At 44.9% G+C, this 20,612-nt stretch carries 19 protein-coding genes; 15 read left to right on the top strand and 4 right to left on the bottom strand.

Features of this window, described 5'->3' with window-relative positions; translation table 11 throughout:
- The first annotated feature begins 4 nt into the window (after positions 1–4).
- The 6 genes from DBZ36_RS14865 (at position 5) to DBZ36_RS14840 (ending at position 4,521) form a co-directional block, all read left to right on the top strand.
- Positions 5–1,129, top strand: a complete 1,125-nt coding sequence (locus DBZ36_RS14865; RefSeq protein ID WP_120355750.1) for a PilT/PilU family type 4a pilus ATPase — start codon at positions 5–7, stop codon at positions 1,127–1,129.
- Between the two features lie 39 nt (positions 1,130–1,168).
- Positions 1,169–1,939, top strand: coding sequence for a peroxide stress protein YaaA (gene yaaA, locus DBZ36_RS14860; RefSeq protein WP_120355749.1), 771 nt, complete (start codon positions 1,169–1,171; stop codon positions 1,937–1,939).
- Between the two features lie 120 nt (positions 1,940–2,059).
- Positions 2,060–2,752 (top strand): OmpA family protein, encoded by a 693-nt coding sequence (locus DBZ36_RS14855; RefSeq protein ID WP_158589114.1) that lies wholly within the window; start codon positions 2,060–2,062, stop codon positions 2,750–2,752.
- A 337-nt stretch (positions 2,753–3,089) separates the two neighbouring features.
- A complete protein-coding gene (locus tag DBZ36_RS14850; protein ID WP_120355747.1) occupies positions 3,090–3,311 on the top strand; it encodes a ParD-like family protein in 222 nt (73 codons plus the stop codon).
- Positions 3,301–4,092, top strand: coding sequence for a type I methionyl aminopeptidase (gene map / locus DBZ36_RS14845; RefSeq protein ID WP_120355746.1), 792 nt, complete (start codon positions 3,301–3,303; stop codon positions 4,090–4,092). Before DBZ36_RS14850 ends, map begins: the two co-directional genes overlap by 11 nt.
- Positions 4,093–4,131: 39 nt before the next feature.
- Positions 4,132–4,521, top strand: coding sequence for a tautomerase family protein (locus DBZ36_RS14840; RefSeq protein WP_120355745.1), 390 nt, complete (start codon positions 4,132–4,134; stop codon positions 4,519–4,521).
- A gap of 57 nt (positions 4,522–4,578) precedes the next feature.
- On the opposite strand, the gene srmB is transcribed toward DBZ36_RS14840, so the two are convergent.
- Positions 4,579–5,835 (bottom strand): ATP-dependent RNA helicase SrmB, encoded by a 1,257-nt coding sequence (srmB, locus tag DBZ36_RS14835; RefSeq protein WP_120355744.1) that lies wholly within the window; start codon positions 5,833–5,835, stop codon positions 4,579–4,581.
- A 255-nt stretch (positions 5,836–6,090) separates the two neighbouring features.
- Between srmB and DBZ36_RS14830 the strand changes: the two genes are divergently transcribed.
- Entirely contained in the window at positions 6,091–6,813 is a 723-nt protein-coding gene (locus DBZ36_RS14830) for a tRNA1(Val) (adenine(37)-N6)-methyltransferase (protein WP_120355743.1), read from the top strand.
- A 159-nt stretch (positions 6,814–6,972) separates the two neighbouring features.
- Entirely contained in the window at positions 6,973–8,301 is a 1,329-nt protein-coding gene (gene brnQ / locus DBZ36_RS14825) for a branched-chain amino acid transport system II carrier protein (RefSeq protein ID WP_120355742.1), read from the top strand.
- Between the two features lie 152 nt (positions 8,302–8,453).
- Here the strand turns inward: brnQ and fldB are convergent, their stop codons facing one another.
- On the bottom strand, positions 8,454–8,975 hold the full coding sequence (fldB, locus tag DBZ36_RS14820) for a flavodoxin FldB (RefSeq protein ID WP_120355741.1): 522 nt from the start codon (positions 8,973–8,975) through the stop codon (positions 8,454–8,456).
- A 107-nt stretch (positions 8,976–9,082) separates the two neighbouring features.
- On the opposite strand from fldB, the gene xerD reads away from it, so the two are divergent.
- From xerD to trxC, 4 genes are all read left to right on the top strand, one after another.
- Positions 9,083–9,985: a site-specific tyrosine recombinase XerD gene (gene xerD / locus DBZ36_RS14815; protein WP_120355740.1), complete on the top strand. Its 903-nt coding sequence runs from the start codon at positions 9,083–9,085 to the stop codon at positions 9,983–9,985.
- A 166-nt stretch (positions 9,986–10,151) separates the two neighbouring features.
- Positions 10,152–10,922 (top strand): thioredoxin fold domain-containing protein, encoded by a 771-nt coding sequence (locus DBZ36_RS14810; RefSeq protein WP_120355739.1) that lies wholly within the window; start codon positions 10,152–10,154, stop codon positions 10,920–10,922.
- 1 nt (position 10,923) lies between these two features.
- Complete coding sequence (gene recJ / locus DBZ36_RS14805; protein ID WP_233558151.1) at positions 10,924–12,651, top strand: single-stranded-DNA-specific exonuclease RecJ; 1,728 nt, start codon at positions 10,924–10,926, stop codon at positions 12,649–12,651.
- A 14-nt stretch (positions 12,652–12,665) separates the two neighbouring features.
- On the top strand, positions 12,666–13,097 hold the full coding sequence (gene trxC / locus DBZ36_RS14800; RefSeq protein ID WP_120355738.1) for a thioredoxin TrxC: 432 nt from the start codon (positions 12,666–12,668) through the stop codon (positions 13,095–13,097).
- Between the two features lie 102 nt (positions 13,098–13,199).
- Here trxC and DBZ36_RS14795 read toward each other — a convergent pair whose 3' ends face one another.
- Positions 13,200–13,598, bottom strand: a complete 399-nt coding sequence (locus DBZ36_RS14795; protein ID WP_120355737.1) for an EF-hand domain-containing protein — start codon at positions 13,596–13,598, stop codon at positions 13,200–13,202.
- A gap of 283 nt (positions 13,599–13,881) precedes the next feature.
- On the opposite strand from DBZ36_RS14795, the gene DBZ36_RS14790 reads away from it, so the two are divergent.
- The 3 genes from DBZ36_RS14790 to lysS all read left to right on the top strand — a co-directional run bounded on the left by DBZ36_RS14790 (position 13,882) and on the right by lysS (position 18,656).
- Complete coding sequence (locus DBZ36_RS14790) at positions 13,882–15,678, top strand: alpha-amylase family glycosyl hydrolase (protein WP_120355736.1); 1,797 nt, start codon at positions 13,882–13,884, stop codon at positions 15,676–15,678.
- 347 nt (positions 15,679–16,025) lie between these two features.
- A protein-coding gene (gene prfB / locus DBZ36_RS14785) for a peptide chain release factor 2 (RefSeq protein WP_120355735.1) occupies positions 16,026–17,124 on the top strand; the annotation gives its coding sequence in 2 pieces (ribosomal slippage) (positions 16,026–16,100 and positions 16,102–17,124; 1,098 coding nt in all).
- 38 nt (positions 17,125–17,162) lie between these two features.
- Positions 17,163–18,656 carry a lysine--tRNA ligase gene (gene lysS, locus DBZ36_RS14780; RefSeq protein WP_120355734.1) on the top strand — a complete coding sequence of 498 codons (1,494 nt, stop codon included), beginning with the start codon at positions 17,163–17,165 and terminating at the stop codon, positions 18,654–18,656.
- 67 nt (positions 18,657–18,723) lie between these two features.
- Here the strand turns inward: lysS and ggt are convergent, their stop codons facing one another.
- Positions 18,724–20,478 carry a gamma-glutamyltransferase gene (gene ggt, locus DBZ36_RS14775; protein WP_120355733.1) on the bottom strand — a complete coding sequence of 585 codons (1,755 nt, stop codon included), beginning with the start codon at positions 20,476–20,478 and terminating at the stop codon, positions 18,724–18,726.
- Between the last annotated feature and the right edge of the window lie 134 nt (positions 20,479–20,612).

Below are 20,612 nucleotides of genomic sequence, written 5' to 3'. Positions count from 1 at the left end.
TAACATGCAAACTATCGAATCGTTGCTTACAGAGATGAGTCGCCTAAAGGCTTCAGATCTATTCTTAGCCGTTGGTATCGCGCCAAGTATTAAACTTAACGGTCGCCTAGAGATGATCGGTGAAGAACGTCTAAAGCCAGAAGATCTACAAGTCTACCTTGAAGAAATTCGCAACCCTGACCAGTTGGCTGATTTTGTTCACGAACGAGAAGCAAACTTTGCGATAGCACGGCAAGGTCTTGGGCGCTTTAGGGTGAGTGCATTTTTCCAACGTGAACAACCCAGCATGGTAATTCGTCGAATTGAAACCGAAATACCGTCAGTAGATGAGCTACAGTTACCTGGAATTCTAAAAGAATTATCGATGACCAAGCGTGGCTTGATATTGTTTGTCGGTTCAACCGGTGCAGGTAAATCAACCACTCAGGCGTCGATGATTGACTATCGAAATCGAAACTCAACTGGGCATATATTGACCATTGAAGACCCTGTAGAGTTTATGCATCGTCATATTGGTTGTATTGTAAACCAACGTGAAGTTGGCCTGGATACGCCGTCCTTTGATGTTGCTCTTAAAAACTCACTGCGCCAAGCGCCAGATGTGATTTTGATTGGTGAGATCCGCTCTCGAGAGACTATGGAGTTTGCCTTACAATTTGCCGAAACTGGCCATTTATGCATGGCGACTTTACACGCCAATAACGCCAACCAAGCCCTTGATCGGATTATGCACCTCGTGCCTGTGGATCGCCATCGTCAACTGTGTTTCGATTTGTCGTTTAACTTGCGTGCAATTGTAGCTCAGCAGCTTATTCCTAGTCGAGATGGAGAAGGGCGCCGAGGGGTATTTGAAATACTGCTCAATACACCTCTTGCACAAGATTTGATTCGTAAGAATGAAATGCATAAGCTCAAAGAACTGATGAAAAAGTCGACCGAGCAAGGCATGTTAACGTTTGACCAAAGTTTGTTTGAGCTATATCAGCAGGGCGAAGTTGGATATGCAGAGGTTTTGGCACATGCCGATTCTCCAAATGACTTACGACTAATGATTAAACTGCAAGGTGAAACTCGTCGTGGTGACTTGCTTGATAGTAGTTCCTTGGATGGCGTGACCATCGAGTTATAGACATTTTATTACTTAGCAAATTTTACAAAAGGATTATCAGTGCTTGCATTAATTTCACCGGCGAAAACATTGGATATGAGTCCAAGTGATTTGAGCACCTTTAGCTTGCCCCAATTTCTTGATCAAAGCCAAAGTTTGATTACCATTGCACAGCAACTTGATAGCGCTCAAATATCAAGTTTAATGAAGGTTAGCGATAAAATAGCTGGGCTTAACGTGGCTCGCTTTGCGCAGTGGCACCCCAACTTTGATTTGAGTAATTCTAAACAGGCAATCTTGGCTTTTCGTGGCGATGTATATACCGGTTTAGATGCCGACAGTTTGGGGAATAATGAATTAGAGTTCGCTCAGCAGCATGTACGAATATTATCGGGCTTATATGGTTTGCTACGTCCTTTAGATTTAATGATGGCTTATCGATTGGAAATGGGAATTAAACTGTCTAATCCCAAGGGAAGTAACCTATATCAGTTCTGGCAAGAGCAACTTACGTCTGCTATTAACCAAGAGTTACAGCAAAGTGGCAGTGATGTGGTGATTAATTTGGCTTCAAATGAGTACTTTAAGGCCATTAAAACGAAAGAGCTCAATGCACAAGTTGTGACTCCAGTGTTTAAAGATTGGAAGAATGGTCAATATAAGATGATCAGCTTCTTCGCTAAAAAAGCCCGTGGTTCGATGATTCGTTACATACTTGATCGGAAAATTAACGATGTATCCCAACTGCGTGCGTTTAATAGCGACGGTTATGTTTATAGTGAAGAGCTATCGAACAACAAAACCTTAACTTTTTTACGTAATAGTCAATAATTGTATATAATTGCTTTGCTACTAGTTTTATCACGAGATAGAATTTGGAAACGTGTGTTTTTCGCGCGCAAAACTATAAAATAGATATAAAGCACTATTCAAATCATGGAGAGAATAATAATGAATCAAATTCAAAAAATGGCAGTTGTGTTGTTTGGCGCTTTAAGCCTTGCAGCGTGCTCCTCAAATGGACTTAAAGATGAATATCGTATTGTTTGCCCAGTTGTTGGTGGCGCTGTTGGTTCTTTAGCCGGTGGTGCTGGTGCTGTTGGCGGTGCTGTTGTTGGCGCGCTAGTATGCCCAGTTGACTCAGATACCGATGGCGATGGCGTTCGTAATTCTTTGGATCAATGCCCAGACACACCTGCTGATGTTGATGTAGACGAAGTTGGTTGTATGTTGACTGCTGAACCTATGGTCTTTGCTGGTGATACTGTTTCTGCACAGTGTGCTGATTTTGCAATGATGGATGGCGATTTAGTAGCAGGCTTTAGCCCTGTTCACTTCGCGTTCGATAGCGACCAATTCAAAGCCGGTCAAGAAGCGCAGCTAGAATGTATTGCAGCAGTATTGCTTGCTAACAACCTTGATGCTGAAGTTGATGGTAATACTGATGCCCTTGGTAGCAGTGACTATAACCTTGACTTAAGTAAGCGTCGTGCTCAAAACGTAACTAACTACCTAATCGAAGCAGGCGTACCTTCGTCTAGCCTTTGGGTTGTGGGTAACGGTAAAGACAAGCCAATTGCAGAAAACGTAAACGAAGAAGGCCGTGCAGAAAATCGCCGTGTTGATATTAGCGTTGTACGTTAGTCATTAATAAAAAGTGACTCAAAGCGAGCTACGGCTCGCTTTTTTTATTCCTTTTTACACTCTTGCTTCGTTGATCTCCAATCTTGCTTCTGATAACTATCCTACTAACTATTGAATCAGCTTAGTCGACCACAATCACTTGCCTCAGCGTCAAAAGCGGCGTCACAAGGTCAACTAGCACTGGCGGTTATGTCCTTGATCTAAACAATTCCATATTCGACTCATGACCACTTACTAATTAATGGGAATGGTATTAGAAACCACTTCAACTGAAAGCTACTTGCTAGATTCATTTTTTGAATATATGATTCGTATATAAAATGTATACGGAGTATTTATGGGGATCGTTAAAATATCTGACTCGCTGCATGAAGAAATTCGCCAAGCTAGTCATGTCATGTCTCGTTCAATTAATGCGCAGGCTGAGTTTTGGATTAAAATGGGCAGGCTGGCGGAGTTAAACCCGCAAGCAAACTATCACCAACTTATGCAAGAGTTACTGCGCAATGCCGGTTCTGAGTTAACTCAGAGTCTAGAGTTAACAGCTAATGCCTCGTAGTCGCCGCGCAGCGCAAGTGAATCTAAAAACGAATAGCGAAATTGAACTGATGCGTCAGTCTGGCAAACTTCTAACGCAAGTGTTTGCTATGCTCGATGACTATATTGAAGTGGGAATTAGTAGTTTAGATATTGATAGTAAGGTTGAGCGTTTTATTCGAGAAGAGCTAAATTCGCGACCCGCGAGTAAGGGACAGTATGATTACCCGTTTAGTGTTAATACCTCATTCAATGAAGTGGTGTGCCATGGCATGCCGAGCGCTAAACAAATGGTAAAACCGCAGGACATTTTAAACGTCGACATCACCCTTGAGAAAAACGGTTTTATAGCTGATTCAAGTAAGATGTTTGTGATGCCGGATGCGTCCCAACAAGCGCGACGGCTGGTTAACGTTACCAGAGCTGCAATGTGGAAAGGTATTGCGCAAGTTAAACCAGGTGCAACCTTAGGTGATATCGGGCATGCCATTCAAAGCCATGCACAACACGCTGGTTTTAGTGTCGTCAGAGAGTACTGCGGTCACGGCATCGGGAGAGAGATGCACGAGCAGCCGGAGGTTATGCACTTTGGAAAGCCAAAACAAGGGATGGTGCTGCGGCCGGGAATGATATTCACTATAGAACCGATGATTAACCAAGGACGGGCTAAAACCAAAACCCTAGCTGATGGATGGACGGTGGTTACAGCAGATAAAAAACTGTCGGCGCAATGTGAACATACGGTTTTAGTGACGCAAAGCGGCGTAGAAGTATTGACTTTACGGCCAGAAGAATCGGCCTAAAATACTCTGATATGAATACCACTAAGCAATGGAATAGCGATGGCGCAAGTAAAAATATATGCACTGCAAGACTTCCTCGACGGTAATAGAGAAGCAATATCCGAGGCGATACATACGGCATTAATGTCGGAACTCAAACTGCCAGAGCATAAGCGCTTCCATCGTTTTATTGGACTTAGTGAGCAAGACTTTGTTTATCCCAGCGATCGCAGCGCGCAGTACATCATCCTCGAGTTCAATATCTTTGAAGGGCGCAGTGTAGTTGCCAAAAAATGCCTTATACACGCGGTCTTTAATAATCTACAACAACAGCTTGGCATTGACCCTAACGATGTGGAAATTACCTTGATTGAGAGTCCAAAACAAAACTGGGGAATTCGGGGTAAATGTGCAGATGAACTGACGCTGGATTACAAGGTAGAACTTTAACTAAAAATGAGTGTCTAGTTTGTCTTAGCAAAGCCGGCATGCAGCCGGCTTTGGTCATTACTTGTTTTTCTTTTTGGCAGCTTTTTTAGCTTTGCCTTTAGCCACTTTCTTAGCTGAGCGTCTGTCGACAGTCGTCGCAGGCTTCTTCTTTTTAGAAGGCAGCTTTGCAACTCGGTGTTGCGGCTCAAGACCTTTAACAACTCGCGCTTTTAAGGTGTTCTCGGTATAGCGTTGAATTTTGGCTAATATTCCCATGTCATGAGCTTCAACCAAGGAAATAGCAAAGCCTTTACGTCCGCCGCGTGCGGTTCTACCGATTCGGTGCACATAGACGTCGGGGCTACGCGGTAAATCAAAATTAAACACATGGCTAACTTCGGGGACATCTAAGCCCCGGGCTGCGACATCGGTTGCGACCAAAATTTTCACTTTGCCATCGCGAAAGCCTTGCAGCGCCTCGTTACGTTTGTCTTGATCCATCTCGCCGCGTAAATAGCTGCAAGTGATGTCACGGCTTTGTAAACTTTCAACCAGTGCATACAAACGTTCGCGCGTTTTTACGAAGACCACACAACGTTCGATTTCTTCGTTGCTTAGGTAATGAGCGAGTATGTCTAATTTGTGTTTAGGTGTATCACAATAGTGGATGTATTGATTGATTTTACCGCGCTCTCGCAGCGGTGGATCAACTTCGATTTGTTCTGGGTTTTCCATGACGTCTTCTGCAAAACGTTGTAGTCCGTCGCCTTCAAGCGTTGCCGACAACAATGCGGTTTGTTTACGAGCGCTGGCAGCATCACTAATGGTACGCATTTCGGAAATAAAGCCCATATCTAGCATTCGGTCTGCTTCGTCTAGCACTAGTATTTCAATGGCTTGGGTATCGAATACTTTATACTTTAGGTACTCCATTAAGCGACCAGGTGTTGCAACCACGATATCAATGTTGCCTTTCAGCTGTTCGGCATGATGTTCGTAACTCACGCCGCCTGTTACATCAAGTATGCTTAGTGAAGTAAATTGTGCCAATTTTCGAGCTTGGTCAGCAATTTGTTGAGTTAATTCTCGCGTAGGGCACAAAATAAGTATTCGACCCGGACCGGCTTGACGGCGCGGAAAGTCGAGTAAATGTTGCAGCGCCGGAAGCAAGAATGCCAGCGTCTTACCAGTACCAGTTGGGGCACTTGCCATTACATCTTTACCATCAAGCATGGCAGGCACGCAAGCTTGTTGAATCATTGTTGGCTTCGTAAGCTGCATTGCTTCAAGCGCTTGTAACAAGCGCTCGTCTAGGTCTAATTCGTTGAAAGTCATATATTCGCCATCGATGGGAAAGAAAAGGGACCGGAGCTATGCATGCAGATTGCTTCAAAACCCTAAGCTTGTAATCAGAGCTAACAATTATGAGACAAGGCTTGTTAGAATTATCAGAATTAGCGAGTTTATGTAGGCAAATACTTCATCGCCTAGAACTAGCTAACTCAATTTTCTACTCGCGTTTTGACAATCACTGTTAACTTTGACTGGTCTAAACGCTTATTTTAGCATTGCTAGCGCCTAAGGAACAATGTGTTCGCTCATTCTGATCGCCCCGGATTCACTTTTAAACGATTTCACGTCGCTCATGATCGCTGCGCAATGAAAGTTGGAACCGATGGCGTGCTACTGGGGGCATGGCTCGCAGAGCAAACGGCTCAGCGAGTCTTGGACATAGGATGCGGTAGTGGACTTATTTCCCTAATGCTGGCGCAAAACTTTAGTAGTGCGATTATCGACGCTATTGATATCGAAGCTGAGGCGATCGGCCAAGCTCAAGAAAACTTTAAGTTTAGTCCTTGGAGCCAAGGGCTACGCGCTATAAATACTAGCTTGCAAGACTTTCAAAGTTGCAGCTACGATTTAATCGTGAGTAACCCCCCATTTTTTAAGGCCGCTCATGCAACGAGCAGTCGTGAGCGACACCTGGCGCGGCAAGACTCGCAATTACCGATAAGTGATTTATTTTCGCATAGCCATCGTTTGGCTCATGACAACACGCTGTTGGGATTAGTTTTCCCAAGCCATTCAATGGATAAAGTAGCAGCTGCGGCGCAGAGCTATGGTTGGTTTCTAAAGCAAAGCACCGATGTTTATACAAAAGCCAGTGATGAGCCGCATCGCTGTTTAAGTTTATGGCAACGCCAAGCTTTAAGCTGCGCGCCTCAATGTTCAAACTTAGTTATTCATGCAACTGATGGTGGCTACTCTACAGATTTCATTCACTTATGTGGTGATTTTTACTTAAACATGTAGATCGTCATGCAGATAGAGTTTTAAATAGCATAAAACAGTGCTTTTATTTCCATCCTCCATGCTATATATTTCATCGTTCACTTTTTAGCCCGCAAATTGACGCTAAAAAGTTACTTACACAGCATATCTATCTAAAAAAATACCCCGTAAGAGGTGAACGTGAATAAAACGCTTGGCCCGTGGAATACAATAAGCCTTGGCTTAATGGTCTTTGCATTCTTCTTAGGCGCCGGAAATTTAATATTTCCTCCCTTAGCTGGCTTGTTGGCTGGCGAAAATTTAGGTTTAGCCATACTAGGCTTTTTATTGACCGCCGTTGGTTTGCCCTTACTTGCCTTGTTAGCGATCGCTAAAGCGGGCGGGGGACTCACCGAGTTGACCCGTTTGTTACCTAAACCGGTCGGTCGTGCTATTTCATTGATGATCTATTTTGTGTTGGTACCTGGTTTTGGTATTCCGCGCACATGCTTGGTAGCCTATGAACTTGGCTTTGCGCCGTTCTTTGATGAGCCAAGCCAACTCATTTTGTTTGTTTATTCCGCTTTCTATTTTTTCGCAGCCTTAGCCCTAGTGTTGCGCCGCGACGGCCTATTGGATTCGGTTGGTAAAGTCATCACGCCAGTTCTTATCATCTGTATTGGAGTGCTGGGTTATTTCGTCTTTGTAACGCCGTTCTCAACTCAAATTCCAGTAGCCAGTGGCGACTATGCAATCGCGCCAATTACCACTGGGTTTCTTGAAGGTTATAACACCATGGATGCCTTAGCGGCATTAATGTTTGGGGTACTGATGACCGACGCGCTGCGGGAGAAAGGTATCAACGACAAGAAATCAATCATGCGTTATCTATCTATCGCGAGTGTGATTGCTGCACTGGGTTTATCACTGTTTTACGTGGTGCTTTTCAATTTAGGTGTGACGGCTTCTGGTCTAGCTCCGGGCGCTCAAAATGGCGGCGAAATTATCGTGCCTTACGTGGCGCATTGGTTTGGAACCCAAGGTCAATTCCTTCTCACTGCGATTGTGACATTAGCCTGTTTTACCACCGCGGTTGGCGGAATAAGTGCTTTCTCATCGTATATTGAGAAGAATAGCCGCTTGGCCTATAAGCATGTAGCAATTGGCGCGGCGCTGGTTTGCGCAATCGTAGCTAATGTTGGCTTAACGCAGCTCTTAGGTTTTTCTATTCCTATCTTAGTTGGGGTTTACCCTATCGCTATGGCATTAATTGCCTTAAACCTTGCTAGTTCGTACTTTAAACAACCTCGACAAGCATTTGGGTTAGTGGTCGCAGTAGCAACTATCTTTGGTGTCTTAGACGGCGCCAAAACCGCTGGCTTGGACATGAGCATGTTTCGCGTACTACCAGGATTTGACCTAGGATTAGCATGGGCACTGCCCACCCTAATTGCGTTTGTAATCGCATTGCTAATGCCAGCGAAACAAACTAACGAAGCACCAATTGGTGAGCGAGTTACCGAAAGCTAAGCGTTAGAGTTAATACTAGAACTTGTTTAAAAAGGACCGATGATCGGTCCTTTTTTGTACCCTGTTATTGATGAGTTTCTTTTACTCACAACCATTGCTGGGTGTAGTTGTCAAACTCGAGCGTCAGCAGGCTTTCCATACCAAAGTGCGAGCTAAGCCGACAATTGCTTAAGCTCAGCTTTAAGCTGGTCACACCATTGCGCGATGCGTTCGTCGCTTAAGTCATATTGATTTTCGTCATCTAAGGGTAATCCGAAAAAGAGCGATTGATCTTCGGTTAAGGCTTTACTGGCATCAAATTCATAGCCTTGATTGGGCCAGAACCCAATAAAGTCGGCTCCACTAGGGGCTAGTTTTTCGAACAAAATACCAATGGCGTCGACAAACCATTCACTGTATCCCAATTGATCGCCTTGGCCGAAGATAGCGATGGTTTTGTTTTCCAAATCTAACGCGTCTAGATTATCCCACAGCGCTTGCCAGTCTTCTTGCAACTCGCCATAGTCCCAGGTGGAAATGCCTAAGATCAATACCGGGTAATCTTCGATGTGACTAAAGCCAACATCTTTGATGTTGTGTAGCTCTAAGCAGTTCTCGGAGAAATGGGCTTGAATTTTTTCTGCACTCATTTCGGTATAACAAGTACTTGAGCCATAATACAATCCGATTTTCATCTATGCTGTCCTTTGTTAATCTGGCGCAAGTCTAACAAACAATTCGTGTTGACGGCCAACCATTCAGCTTTGGTTTTTTTAATTGCTTAACCTGACAAAGAGATCGTATGTCCAACGCCAATGCTAATCAACCAGCTATTTTGCAAAATTTTATCCAGTATTTATGGTTAAACAAAGGCTTAGCTGAGAATACTCAACAGGCATATCGTCGAGACCTGATGGCGTTGGAGAGCTATTTAGTGGAAAAATCTAGTTCGCTGATGTTAGCCCAACTTGAAGATATCGAGGGCTTTGTAGAACAACGGCAACGCGGTGGTTTAAAAGCCAGTAGCGCAGCTCGCCAGCGTTCTTGTATTCGCCAGTTTTATCGCTACTTACTCAAAACCAAGCAGCGCATTGACGATCCCAGTGCCAATTTAGTTGCCCCTAAACAGAGTCGATTACTTCCCAAAAGCCTTTCACAAAGCGATGTGGAAAACTTGCTGCAGCAACCCGACATTTCTGAGCCGATAGGGCATCGAGATCGTGCCATGCTTGAATTACTCTATGCCAGCGGCCTACGTGTAAGCGAGTTAGTCGGGCTGCAAATGTCGCAATTGAGCGTTAATCAGGGTTTGGTGCGGATTATGGGCAAAGGCTCGAAGGAACGCTTGGTTCCTATGGGAGAAGAAGCCCAAAGCTGGATTAGTGATTATCTAAAAAGCTCACGGGTGCTATTATTAAAACAGAGTTCGGAAGTCGTATTCCCAAGTTTAAGGGGAACCCAAATGACCCGACAAACTTTTTGGTATCGGATTAAAATCTATGTCCAACAAGCAGGAATTAGTGCTGATGTCTCACCACATACACTGCGCCACGCCTTTGCGACCCATTTGATCAATCATGGGGCCGACTTACGCGTAGTGCAAATGCTACTTGGGCATTCAGACTTAAGTACCACCCAAATTTATACGCATGTTGCCAATGCGCGTCTGCAGGCGCTTTATCAGCAGCATCATCCGCGAGCTTAGTTTTGCCTCCGATCTATGTGAGCTGAGTAAGATGGCATCTAAAGTGTGCAATTTTTCGGATGTTTATACCCATCATTTCAATGTATTTAAGCTTGCAATCACTAGTCTGGACACGTAATTTGCCAAGTACTGCCTTTGGCTACACCCCAATTTTTTGGAGCTACCGATGTTTTCTCATATTTCAATCATCCGCAAAGCCGTTTTGGCGTCTGTTGCGGCGTGTATTTCATTTTCAAGTCTTGCTGAAGACCACACTGCGCTAGAGCAGCAACTGGTCAAAAATATGGGCTTAGATGTTATCTCTATTGCCAATACACCCATTAACGAGGTGTATGAGGTGGTGACGAGTCGCGGCATTATCTATTCAGATAAAAGCGGCGATTTTGTGCTAATGGGTGAACTCTACGACTTGCAATCGCGTGAAAACCTAACCGAAAAAGCAATGACCTCGCTTCGTATCGCACAAAGCGAACCGTTTGCCGATTCGATGATTGAATACAAAGCTAAAGACGAGAAATATGTAGTGACTGTTTTCACCGATACTAGCTGCGGATATTGCCAACTGCTGCATAGTCAAATGAACACCTACACCGAGCAAGATCCAGATAGTGGAAAATTGCTGACACTACCGGGTTACAACGATTTGGGTATTACGGTTCGCTATTTAGCGTATCCTCGCGGCGGACAACGTTCACCGGTGTATCAAGAGATGCAAAATGTTTGGTGTGCTGAAGATCCACAGCAAGCGATGGACGATGCCAAAGCGGGTAAAAAAATCGCCTCAAGTAACTGTGAAGTCGACATTTACTCTCAATATCAACTCGGAGAGACTTTTGGGATCCGTGGTACGCCAGCAATGCTACTAAAAGATGGCAGCATGCTTCCGGGATATCGTAATCCTGCAGCGCTACTTGAGTTGCTAGAGACTGGAGCCTAGTTTGACCCAGTTGATTCGTCATCCATATCGGGATCTTGAGCACTGGGATAGCAAACTACACCCGGTGCTTAAACAAGTGTTGGCTCGCCGTGGTATTGAGCACGACGCACTGCTAGATAAGCAGCTTAGCTCCTTACTTCCTCCAAATGCTTTACATCATATAGACGCCGCGGTGGCTATTCTGCTGAAAGCCTTAGAAAACCAATCTCGTATCATCATCGTAGGAGACTTTGACGCTGATGGTGCAACAAGTACCGCGCTACTGATGAGCGCGTTGCCTCAATTTGGATTTCTGAATGTAGATTTCATCGTCCCAGATCGATTTCGATATGGATATGGACTTAGCTGTGAAATTGTCGACTTGGTGGCGCAACATGGTTGCGACTTAATCATTACGGTCGATAACGGGATCAGTAGCATTGACGGTGTCGATCATGCCAACAGTTTGGGCATGCAAGTTTTAGTCACCGACCATCATCTTCCCGGAGACCAAATACCCAACGCTGCGGCAATTGTGAATCCTAATCAGCGTGCGTGTGAATTTCCAAGTAAGAATCTGGCTGGTGTCGGCGTTGCCTTTTATCTAGTGGTAGCGCTCAGAGCTGCAATGCGCAGTTCTGGATTGTTTGAAAGTAAACGTATCGCTATCCCAAATTTGAGCCAATGTTTAGATCTAGTTGCCCTCGGAACTGTGGCTGATGTCGTTAGTCTTGACGAAAACAATCGAATTTTAGTGGAACACGGTCTACAACGCATTCGTTCTGGACGTGCTCGGGCTGGTATTCAAGCTCTGATTGACGTGGCCAAGCGTGAAAGTCATCGTTTGGTTGCTAGTGACTTGGGTTTTGCCATTGGACCTCGCTTAAATGCAGTCGGCCGCTTAGATGACATGGCATTAGGCATTGAGTGCCTAATTTGCAACGATGTCTACAAAGCTCGTGAGTACGCCAGTGAAATGGATAGCTTGAATGCAGAGCGTAAAACCATAGAAAAAGGCATGCAACACGAAGCTGAAGCGTTTGTGGCTACGATAAACTTTGAACAAAGTGCTTTACCTAAAGCTTTAAGTTTATATCAAAGTGATTGGCACCAAGGCGTGGTTGGCTTAGTTGCTTCGCGCATTAAAGAGAAATTTCATCGTCCAGTATTCGCTTTCGCAGATGGCGAAAATGGCGACTTGAAAGGCTCGGGACGTTCTGTTCCAGGCGTTCACCTCCGCGATTTACTCGAACGCATTGATACCCAAAACCCTGGGCTTATCGCTAAATATGGTGGGCATGCCATGGCGGCAGGTTTATCGCTGAAACAGGGGGATTTTGAACGCTTTCAAGAACAGTTGAGGGTACATAGCGAGCAATTTATTGATGAACAAAGCTTAAGCCACAGTATTTATAGTGACGGTGAGTTGCCGGTTGAATTGCTTAACCTCGATTTCGCTGAGAAAATTCGAGCGCTGGGACCTTGGGGTCAAGGCTTTGCTGAACCCATATTTGATGGCGTATTTCAATTGCGAGCACAACGAGTTGTAGGACAATCGCACCTTAAATTAAGTGTGAGTTCAGCGCTTGCTCCACAGCTACAGCTTGACGCCATCGCGTTTAATGTTGACCGAGAAATTTGGCCGAATGCTAGTGTACAATTAGCGCGCTTAGTTTATAAATTGGATATTAACGAATTTAGGGGACGGCGCAGTGTACAGCTGTTAATCGAATCCCTTGAGCCTGCATAGAACGAGAAACTAACATGTCTGATAAATCAATTGTCGTATGCCCGTACTGTCTGAGTAAAAATCGGGTTGCCCCTGAGCGCAGAGAACAAGATCCAGTATGCGGCCAATGTAAAAAGGCTTTATTTGATGGGCAAGTCTTTAGTGTCGATAAGGCTGCCTTTGATCGTTTAAACCAAGGCGGCTTTCCGCTTGTAGTCGATTTTTGGGCGAGTTGGTGTGGCCCTTGTCTAAGTATTGCCCCCCTATATACGCAACTGGCTAGCGATAACCGTTATCGTGCTCGATTTGTTAAGGTGAATACTGAAGAGCAAACGGATTTAGCTGGGCAATTTGCTATTCGCTCAATTCCCACCTTCATGGTGTTCGAAAACGGCGTTAAATCGAGTCAACAAGCGGGGGCACTGCCCAAGGAACCGTTTGCCATGTGGCTTGATCAGGTGCTATGAGTTAAGCCCTTTTAGGCGAGCCCAATGTTTTGGAAATAGAGAAACGCGAGAATGGCTTTAGCTGTTCTCGCGTTTATTGGTTTAGGCCGGTTGAAAGCCTTACTACCACGTCATCATGCCTTGACGACCTTTACCACCGCCGCCCATACCTTTGCCCATTTTAGTATTGTTTGAGCCTCTGTTTGCCATCATGGTTTGCTGATAAGTCGCAAATTCGTCAGCGCTCAGCTGTCCATCGTTGTCGCTATCAAGTTGTTGATAACGGTTGTTCGAGCTATCCAAATTACGCATAGGATAGCCAGCTTCTTGGCGTTCGCTAATTCGTACCTGCTGAAACTGAGCATGTTCTTCTTGGGTTACAAAGCCATTGCCGTCGAGATCAAGTTGCTCAAATTGAACTTGATTATTTGCCATTCGAGTATTTTGAGCGGCAATCGTTGGAACGCTAATCACGGCTAGTAGTGCAACAAGCACTAAGGATTGTTTGATTGAGATGTTCATGGTGTATACCTCCTGTGTAATACCTATAATTAAGTATATGCTAATGTGCGCAAAGGCTTGTCAAGGGGTTGTAAAGCTATGTAAAGAGATGCGTAGATTACGATAGCGTTTATTCGATTACCGCCACTTATGCATGCAAGATGAGCTTGCTACGGGCTTGTTTATATTTTTCACATCTTCTCTACAAATACGCGCTTAAACCTTAGGTTTTTCTGGAAAAGGTAGGCTTTGAGCGCGAGGTTTGTACAATGGCTTTGGGAAAGTGATAACGATGGAGCCATATATGTCACGTAATCTAAATAGAACCGGAAAACCGGTCATTTACCATGTTTTTACCCGTCTTTTTGGCAATAAAAATTCCAATAATGTTGCTTGGGGAACGCGAGAACAAAACGGGGTTGGAAAATTTTCCGACTTTGATGATAGAGCCTTAGCGGCCATTGCTAATTACGGCACGACTCACATCTGGTACACCGGGGTACCGCATCATGCTTTGCTCGAAGATTACCAAGCTTACGGAATCAGTGATGATCATCCTCAAGTTGTAAAGGGCCGAGCCGGCTCTCCGTATGCGGTAAAAGACTACTACAATGTGAATCCCGATTTAGCCAATGATCCTGAAAATCGTCTAAACGAATTTAAAGACCTCATTGCCCGTACCCACAAACACGGCATGCAAGTCATCATTGATATCGTGCCTAACCATGTGGCTCGGCATTATCAAAGTATGGATGCTCCTATCGGTACGGTCGACTTTGGGGCCGCCGACGATACCAGCCACGGGTATAGCCGTAACAATGATTTTTACTACTTGGATCAAGATTTCGAGGCACCGGATTACCCATCAGGATTTGAGCCGCTGCAAGATCATCCGCTTTCGGCGACTGATTTTGTTGAAAGCCCGGCAAAATGGACCGGTAATGGTTCTCGCTTAGCCAAACCCGATGGTCATGATTGGTATGAGACCATCAAGGTCAATTATGGTGTTAAACCTGACGGTAGTCATGACTTTGAGTCTTTGCCCAAGCATTACCGCGAGTTAGGTGTTGAGCAGCATTACGCATTTTGGTCGGACAAACCACTACCCAGTGCATGGGCTAAGTTTAAAGACATTGCCCTATTCTGGATGGATCTGGGTGTCGATGGCTTTCGTTTTGATATGGCAGAAATGGTTCCAGTGGAGTTTTGGAGCTACTTAAACTCTCAAATCAAAACTAAAAATGCCGATGCTTTGGTACTTGCTGAAGTTTACCAACCCGAACTTTACCGCGATTACGTACAACTGGGTCTCATGGATTGCCTATACGACAAAGTTGATTTGTACGACACGCTAAAAGCCATTATTACTCAAAACGCGAAGCCAAGTCTTATCAGTCGAGACCAGGCTTTGTACACAGACATCGACAAAAATTTGCTGCGCTTTATGGAAAACCATGACGAACAGCGCATCGCCAGCCCAGAGTTTGCGGGAGATCCTTGGCGGGCTTGGCCGGCGATGGTGGTTACAACCTTATTGGGGCAAGGGCCAACCTTACTTTATTTCGGACAAGCGCAAGGGGAGCGTGCGGACCAAGATTTGGGCTACGGTAAAGCCAGCCGAACGACTATTTTTGATTATGCGGGTGTGCCAGCGCACCAAGCTTGGATGAATGATGGCCTGTTTGATGGTGGATCGCTAAGCGCAAGTCAATGGCAGTTAGACGCTGCGTATCAACGGCTATTGCGTTATAGCACTGAGCAAGACTGTTTAAGTGGTGAGTTTGTTGATTTACATACTTACAATTTGCAGCACAATCAAAATTATGACTCGCGTTGTTACGCTTTTATTCGACAGCAGCACGGACAATGGTGCGTGGTTGTAGTTAATTTTGACGATCAGGCAAAAGCAATGACCTTGCTTATTCCGCAGTCTATAAGCGCAGTGTTAGATAATTGCAGTGAAGGGCTTGTATTACGAGAGCAGATTAATACCGATTGGACTTATGTTGAGCTTCAAAAAGTTCAACAGGATTTAAGTCTATCCCTTGATTTGCCGGCTTATGGGGCTGTTGTTTATCAGCCTAAGCAGACGAGCCGCTGATGCGAAAGTGCAGGTCTGAGCCGATCTGCACTATTGACTCTTTCTAAGCTCCGCCTGTTGTTTAAAATAGCTGTTATCACTGCAGCTGTGATAGCTAAAAAGTAATATGAATGCCAGTAGAACAAATGGCACGCGTCGGTCGAGTTTTCGGGGATCTTTCACAGGCAATACCTTCGAATTTTAAGGTGGCAATACTTTAGCCTTTGTCGCTATGCAAAAGCAATCAGGGACAGTTATTTAGCCCATTGGTGTAGAATCTAGCTTTTTTTTAAAGTGCGGTGTCTATTCCAGCAAAAATTGGTTAAAATTCCTCGTTTTTTTGAATCATAAGAAAGAGTCAAGGCTGTATGTTCGAACTCAATCCTATTAATACCCAACTCGCGGATATCAAAGAGCGTAGCGACGTTCTTCGGGGGTATCTTTGACTATGCTGCAAAAGTTGAACAGCTAGAAGAAGTTAGCCGCGAGCTAGAGCAACCTGAGATATGGAATGATCCCGCGCGTGCGCAGGCCTTAGGTAAAGAACGAAGTGCATTGGAAGCGGTGGTTAAAACCATTGATATCCTAGAGCAAGGTGTAGAAGACGTTGCTGGTTTAATTGAGTTGGCTGTTGAAGCTGAAGATCAAGAGACTTTGGATGAAGCACAGGTCGAAGCTGATAACTTAATTGGCCAACTTGAAGGCTTAGAGTTTCGTCGTATGTTTTCAGGCGAAATGGATGCTAGTGACTGCTATATCGATATTCAAAGCGGTTCTGGAGGCACTGAAGCACAAGATTGGGCCAATATGATGCTACGCATGTATTTGCGTTGGTGTGATGCCCATCAGTTTAAAACTGAAGTGATAGAAGTGAGTGATGGCGAAGTTGCAGGCATTAAAGGCGCCACGATTCGTGTCAGTGGTGAATATGCCTTTGGCTGGTTACGTACCGAGACCGGCGTGCATCGCTTAGTTCGTAAGTCGCCATTTGATTCCAGCGGACGACGACATACCTCGTTTGCCTCAGCTTTTATATATCCTGAGATTGATGACAGCATTGAGGTTGAGATCGACCCTAGTGACCTGCGTATCGATGTATACCGAGCATCTGGCGCTGGTGGACAGCACGTCAATAGAACAGAATCAGCGGTGCGTATTACTCACTTGCCCACCAATACCGTGGTTCAGTGTCAAAATGATCGAAGTCAGCACAAGAATAAAGCACAAGCAATGAAACAGCTTAAAGCCAAATTATATGAGCTGGCAATTCAAGAACAAAACGCCGAGAAACAATCGGCAGAAGACGGAAAGTCAGATATTGGCTGGGGCAGTCAAATACGTTCGTACGTGCTTGATGATTCAAGAATCAAAGACCTGCGTACCGGCATTGAAAATCGCAATACTCAAGCAGTGCTTGACGGCGATTTAGACAAATTTATACAAGCAAGTCTGAAATCAGGCCTGTAATTAAATACTTATTTTAGATAAACACAGAAAGGTTGACCATGACAGAACAAGTGCAAGACGCGAATCTCGAAGAAAACAAACTCATTGCTGAGCGACGCGCAAAGCTTGATAAGTTACGCGAGAACGATAAGTCCAATGGTCATCCGAATAGCTTTCGTCGAGATCATCTAAGCGCCGATTTACAAACCCAGTTCGCTGACTTTGATAAAGAAAAACTTGAGCAAACAGAAGGTGAATTTGCAATTGCTGGACGCATCATGGCAAAACGCGGACCGTTCTTGGTCTTGCAAGATGTTAGCGGACGTATTCAAGCTTACGCGCCTAAAGAAGTACAAAAAGAGCTTAAAGCAATCGGTGGTTTAGATATTGGCGATATTATTGGTGTGCAAGGTTCGTTGCATCGCTCGGGCAAAGGCGACCTATATGTCAATATGGACCGCTACGAGCTATTGACTAAAGCACTGCGCCCATTGCCAGAGAAATTTCATGGTCTTACCGACCAAGAACAGCGCTACCGTCAACGCTATGTTGATTTAATCATGAACGAAGACTCGCGTCAGACCTTCATGATCCGTTCTAAAATTGTTGCGTCTATTCGTAACTTTATGAACGCAAGAGACTTCATGGAAGTTGAAACCCCAATGATGCAAGTTATCCCTGGCGGTGCTACAGCGCGTCCTTTTGTTACGCATCATAATGCCTTAGACCAAGAGATGTACTTGCGTATTGCACCAGAGCTTTATCTTAAGCGTTTGGTTGTTGGTGGTTTTGAGCGAGTTTTTGAAATTAACCGTAACTTCCGTAACGAAGGTTTGTCGCCTCGTCATAACCCTGAATTCACAATGATGGAATTCTATATGGCATATGCGGACTACAAGGACCTTATGGATCTTACTGAAGCCATGTTACGTAGCGTAACCGAAGAAGTTTTAGGCACATCAGTTGTTGAGTATGGCGAAGAGAGCTTTGATTTTGGTGCCGCTTATGCACGTTTGTCGATGCGAGAATCTATCATTAAGTTTAACCCAGAAGTTAGCATGGACACCCTGAATGACTTCGTGAAAACTTGTGAGCTGGCTAAAGATCTTAAGATTGAAGTTGAAGCCCATTGGGGACATGGTCGTGTGATTACTGAAATCTTTGAAGAAACAGTAGAGCATCGTTTGATCCAACCGACATTTATTACGGAGTATCCGGCTGAAGTTTCTCCATTAGCCCGCCGCAACGATGAAGACCCTGAAATCACCGATCGTTTTGAGTTCTTTGTGGGCGGCCGTGAAATTGCGAATGGATTCTCTGAGCTTAATGATGCTCAAGATCAAGACCAGCGCTTTAAGTCGCAAGTTGAGCAAAAAGATGCAGGTGATGATGAAGCAATGTTCTACGATGCTGACTATATCACGGCGCTAGAACATGGGTTGCCACCAACGGCGGGTCAAGGTATTGGAATCGACCGTTTGGTGATGTTGTTTACCAATTCGCACACTATCCGTGACGTGATTTTGTTCCCAGCGATGCGTCCGCAAGCTTAATAAAGCGAAATCAGCGCACCAAAAAACCAGAGCCATGGCTCTGGTTTTTTTATGGCTAAGGCTTGGCTTATTCGCCCAGCGCTAAACCTTCGCGGCGCGAGTCTGCTGCGCCGATAAGCTGTCCATCGTGAATTAACACCGCATGAATCCCAGAGTTCAAATCGCGAATGTTAACTTTCTCATAGCCAAGTTTTTCAAGTTCAGCCTTAAAGTCATCAATGCCTTGGCCAGCTTCAATATCAAAACTACCAAAGCGGTTCACCAGGTGTGGGCTATCTATAGCTTCTTGGATTTCCATGCCCCAATCTAGATGCGCGATAATAGCCTGAGCAACATAACCGATGATACGTGAGCCGCCAGGTGACCCAATGACCAAATAAGGCTTGTCGTCTTTTAGCACTATTGTTGGAGCCATAGACGAACGAGGACGCTTGCCAGGTTCGATGCGGTTGGCAATTGGATAGCCATTACTGTGTGCTCTAAATGAAAAGTCGGTTAATTCATTATTAAGCAAAAAACCTTGGCTCATCACGCGCGAGCCAAATCCGTTTTCAATGGTTGTCGTCATCGAGACCATATTGCCAGCTGCGTCGACAATTGAAATGTGGCTAGTTGACGGGAATTCTATTGACTCATCCATTGCGTAAGCTTGGACTGGCGCTTGTTCCCACAGCGGTTCACCAGCACTGACTTCAGCTAATGCTGTCCCTGGAGTGATAAGAGCTGCACGTTGAGCTAAATAGTCCGCATTAAGCAAACCTTTAGGCATAGGGACATAGTCGCTATCTGCCATGTAACGTCCGCGGTCTGCAAATGCGAGGCGAGATGCATCGCCAATAATCTGCCAAGTTACCGGATCATTCGGGCCATACTCGCTGAAGTCGAAATGATTAAGCACACCTAGGATTTGTCCCAAGGTTAAGGCGCCAGAGCTAGGTGGTCCCATGCCGCAAACCTCAAATTCTCGATAAGCTTGGCAAACAGCGGGGCGCTGCTTCACGGTATAGCTTACGAAATCGATCAGTTCCAATACGCCAGGGTTACTGACAGCCTGTACTTTATCGACAATGGTTTGAGCCATTTCACCACGGTAAAAGTAATCAGCGCCATGCTCAGCTAGTAATTCTAGTGTCTCAGCGTACTCTGGATTTTTAAGCTGAACACCTTCTTTTAGAGGGCTGCCTTCACTATCAAAAAAATAATCTAAAGTGTCAGGGTGCGTGCTTAGGCGCTCTTGGTCAGCTGCGATCATTGAGGCGAGTCGTGGGCTAACTTTAAAGCCCTCAGTGGCCAGTTCAATTGCAGGGCTTAATAATTCATTCCACGCGGTCTTACCAAATTGGTCATGCATATCGCCAAGTAGTTTAACGGTACCTGGCGTTCCAACTGAGCGACCTCCGACCACCGCGTCAAAGAATTTTAATGGCTGTCCTTGCTCATCTAAAAATAGTTCGGGGGTAGCGGCGAGAGGTGCTGTTTCACGCGCATCAAAGGTGGTGGTTTGCTTACTTTGGGCATCGTAATAGACTAAGAACGCGCCGCCACCTAGGCCCGATGATTGGGGTTCGACTAATCCAAGTACTGTTTGTACGGCAATCATGGCATCGATTGCGCTACCGCCTTGTTTTAAAACATCATAACCGGCTTGACTTGCTAGTGGGTTAGCAGCGCTCACCATGAACTTTGAACCAAGGCTTAGGTCTTTAATTTCTAAACTAGACGCTGGCTCAGGTGCGATTGAGTCAGCAGCTTGTTCAGCTGCCAGAGAAAAACTCGTCATCAATCCGATACTTATTGCTAGCTGCAGCTGTAATTTCTTCATGCCTAATTCCTTTTAAGAACATCCTTATGTTCCTAGACTAGTTGGCTTGAGCCAAATAGCAAATACTAAGTTTAATTAAGTGAATAATAATCTTTCTTTACCAAATACTTATGCATATACTGGTCTTACTCTCT

It is taken from the genome of Alginatibacterium sediminis (assembly GCF_003610775.1).
Taxonomy (GTDB): Bacteria; Pseudomonadota; Gammaproteobacteria; order Enterobacterales; family Celerinatantimonadaceae; genus Alginatibacterium; species Alginatibacterium sediminis.
This window is presented reverse-complemented; position numbering and strand designations above follow the sequence as displayed.

Excerpts from the sequence above, each read along its gene's own strand:
- DBZ36_RS14865 (WP_120355750.1), top strand. The coding sequence starts at position 5 with ATGCAAACTATCGAATCGTTGCTTACAGAGATGAGTCGCCTAAAGGCT.
- DBZ36_RS14855 (WP_158589114.1), top strand. The coding sequence starts at position 2,060 with ATGAATCAAATTCAAAAAATGGCAGTTGTGTTGTTTGGCGCTTTAAGC.
- DBZ36_RS14850 (WP_120355747.1), top strand. The coding sequence starts at position 3,090 with ATGGGGATCGTTAAAATATCTGACTCGCTGCATGAAGAAATTCGCCAA.
- map (WP_120355746.1), top strand. The coding sequence starts at position 3,301 with ATGCCTCGTAGTCGCCGCGCAGCGCAAGTGAATCTAAAAACGAATAGC.
- DBZ36_RS14840 (WP_120355745.1), top strand. The coding sequence starts at position 4,132 with ATGGCGCAAGTAAAAATATATGCACTGCAAGACTTCCTCGACGGTAAT.
- srmB (WP_120355744.1), bottom strand. The coding sequence starts at position 5,835 with ATGACTTTCAACGAATTAGACCTAGACGAGCGCTTGTTACAAGCGCTT.
- fldB (WP_120355741.1), bottom strand. The coding sequence starts at position 8,975 with ATGAAAATCGGATTGTATTATGGCTCAAGTACTTGTTATACCGAAATG.
- xerD (WP_120355740.1), top strand. The coding sequence starts at position 9,083 with ATGTCCAACGCCAATGCTAATCAACCAGCTATTTTGCAAAATTTTATC.
- DBZ36_RS14810 (WP_120355739.1), top strand. The coding sequence starts at position 10,152 with ATGTTTTCTCATATTTCAATCATCCGCAAAGCCGTTTTGGCGTCTGTT.
- trxC (WP_120355738.1), top strand. The coding sequence starts at position 12,666 with ATGTCTGATAAATCAATTGTCGTATGCCCGTACTGTCTGAGTAAAAAT.
- DBZ36_RS14795 (WP_120355737.1), bottom strand. The coding sequence starts at position 13,598 with ATGAACATCTCAATCAAACAATCCTTAGTGCTTGTTGCACTACTAGCC.
- DBZ36_RS14790 (WP_120355736.1), top strand. The coding sequence starts at position 13,882 with ATGTCACGTAATCTAAATAGAACCGGAAAACCGGTCATTTACCATGTT.
- lysS (WP_120355734.1), top strand. The coding sequence starts at position 17,163 with ATGACAGAACAAGTGCAAGACGCGAATCTCGAAGAAAACAAACTCATT.
- ggt (WP_120355733.1), bottom strand. The coding sequence starts at position 20,478 with ATGAAGAAATTACAGCTGCAGCTAGCAATAAGTATCGGATTGATGACG.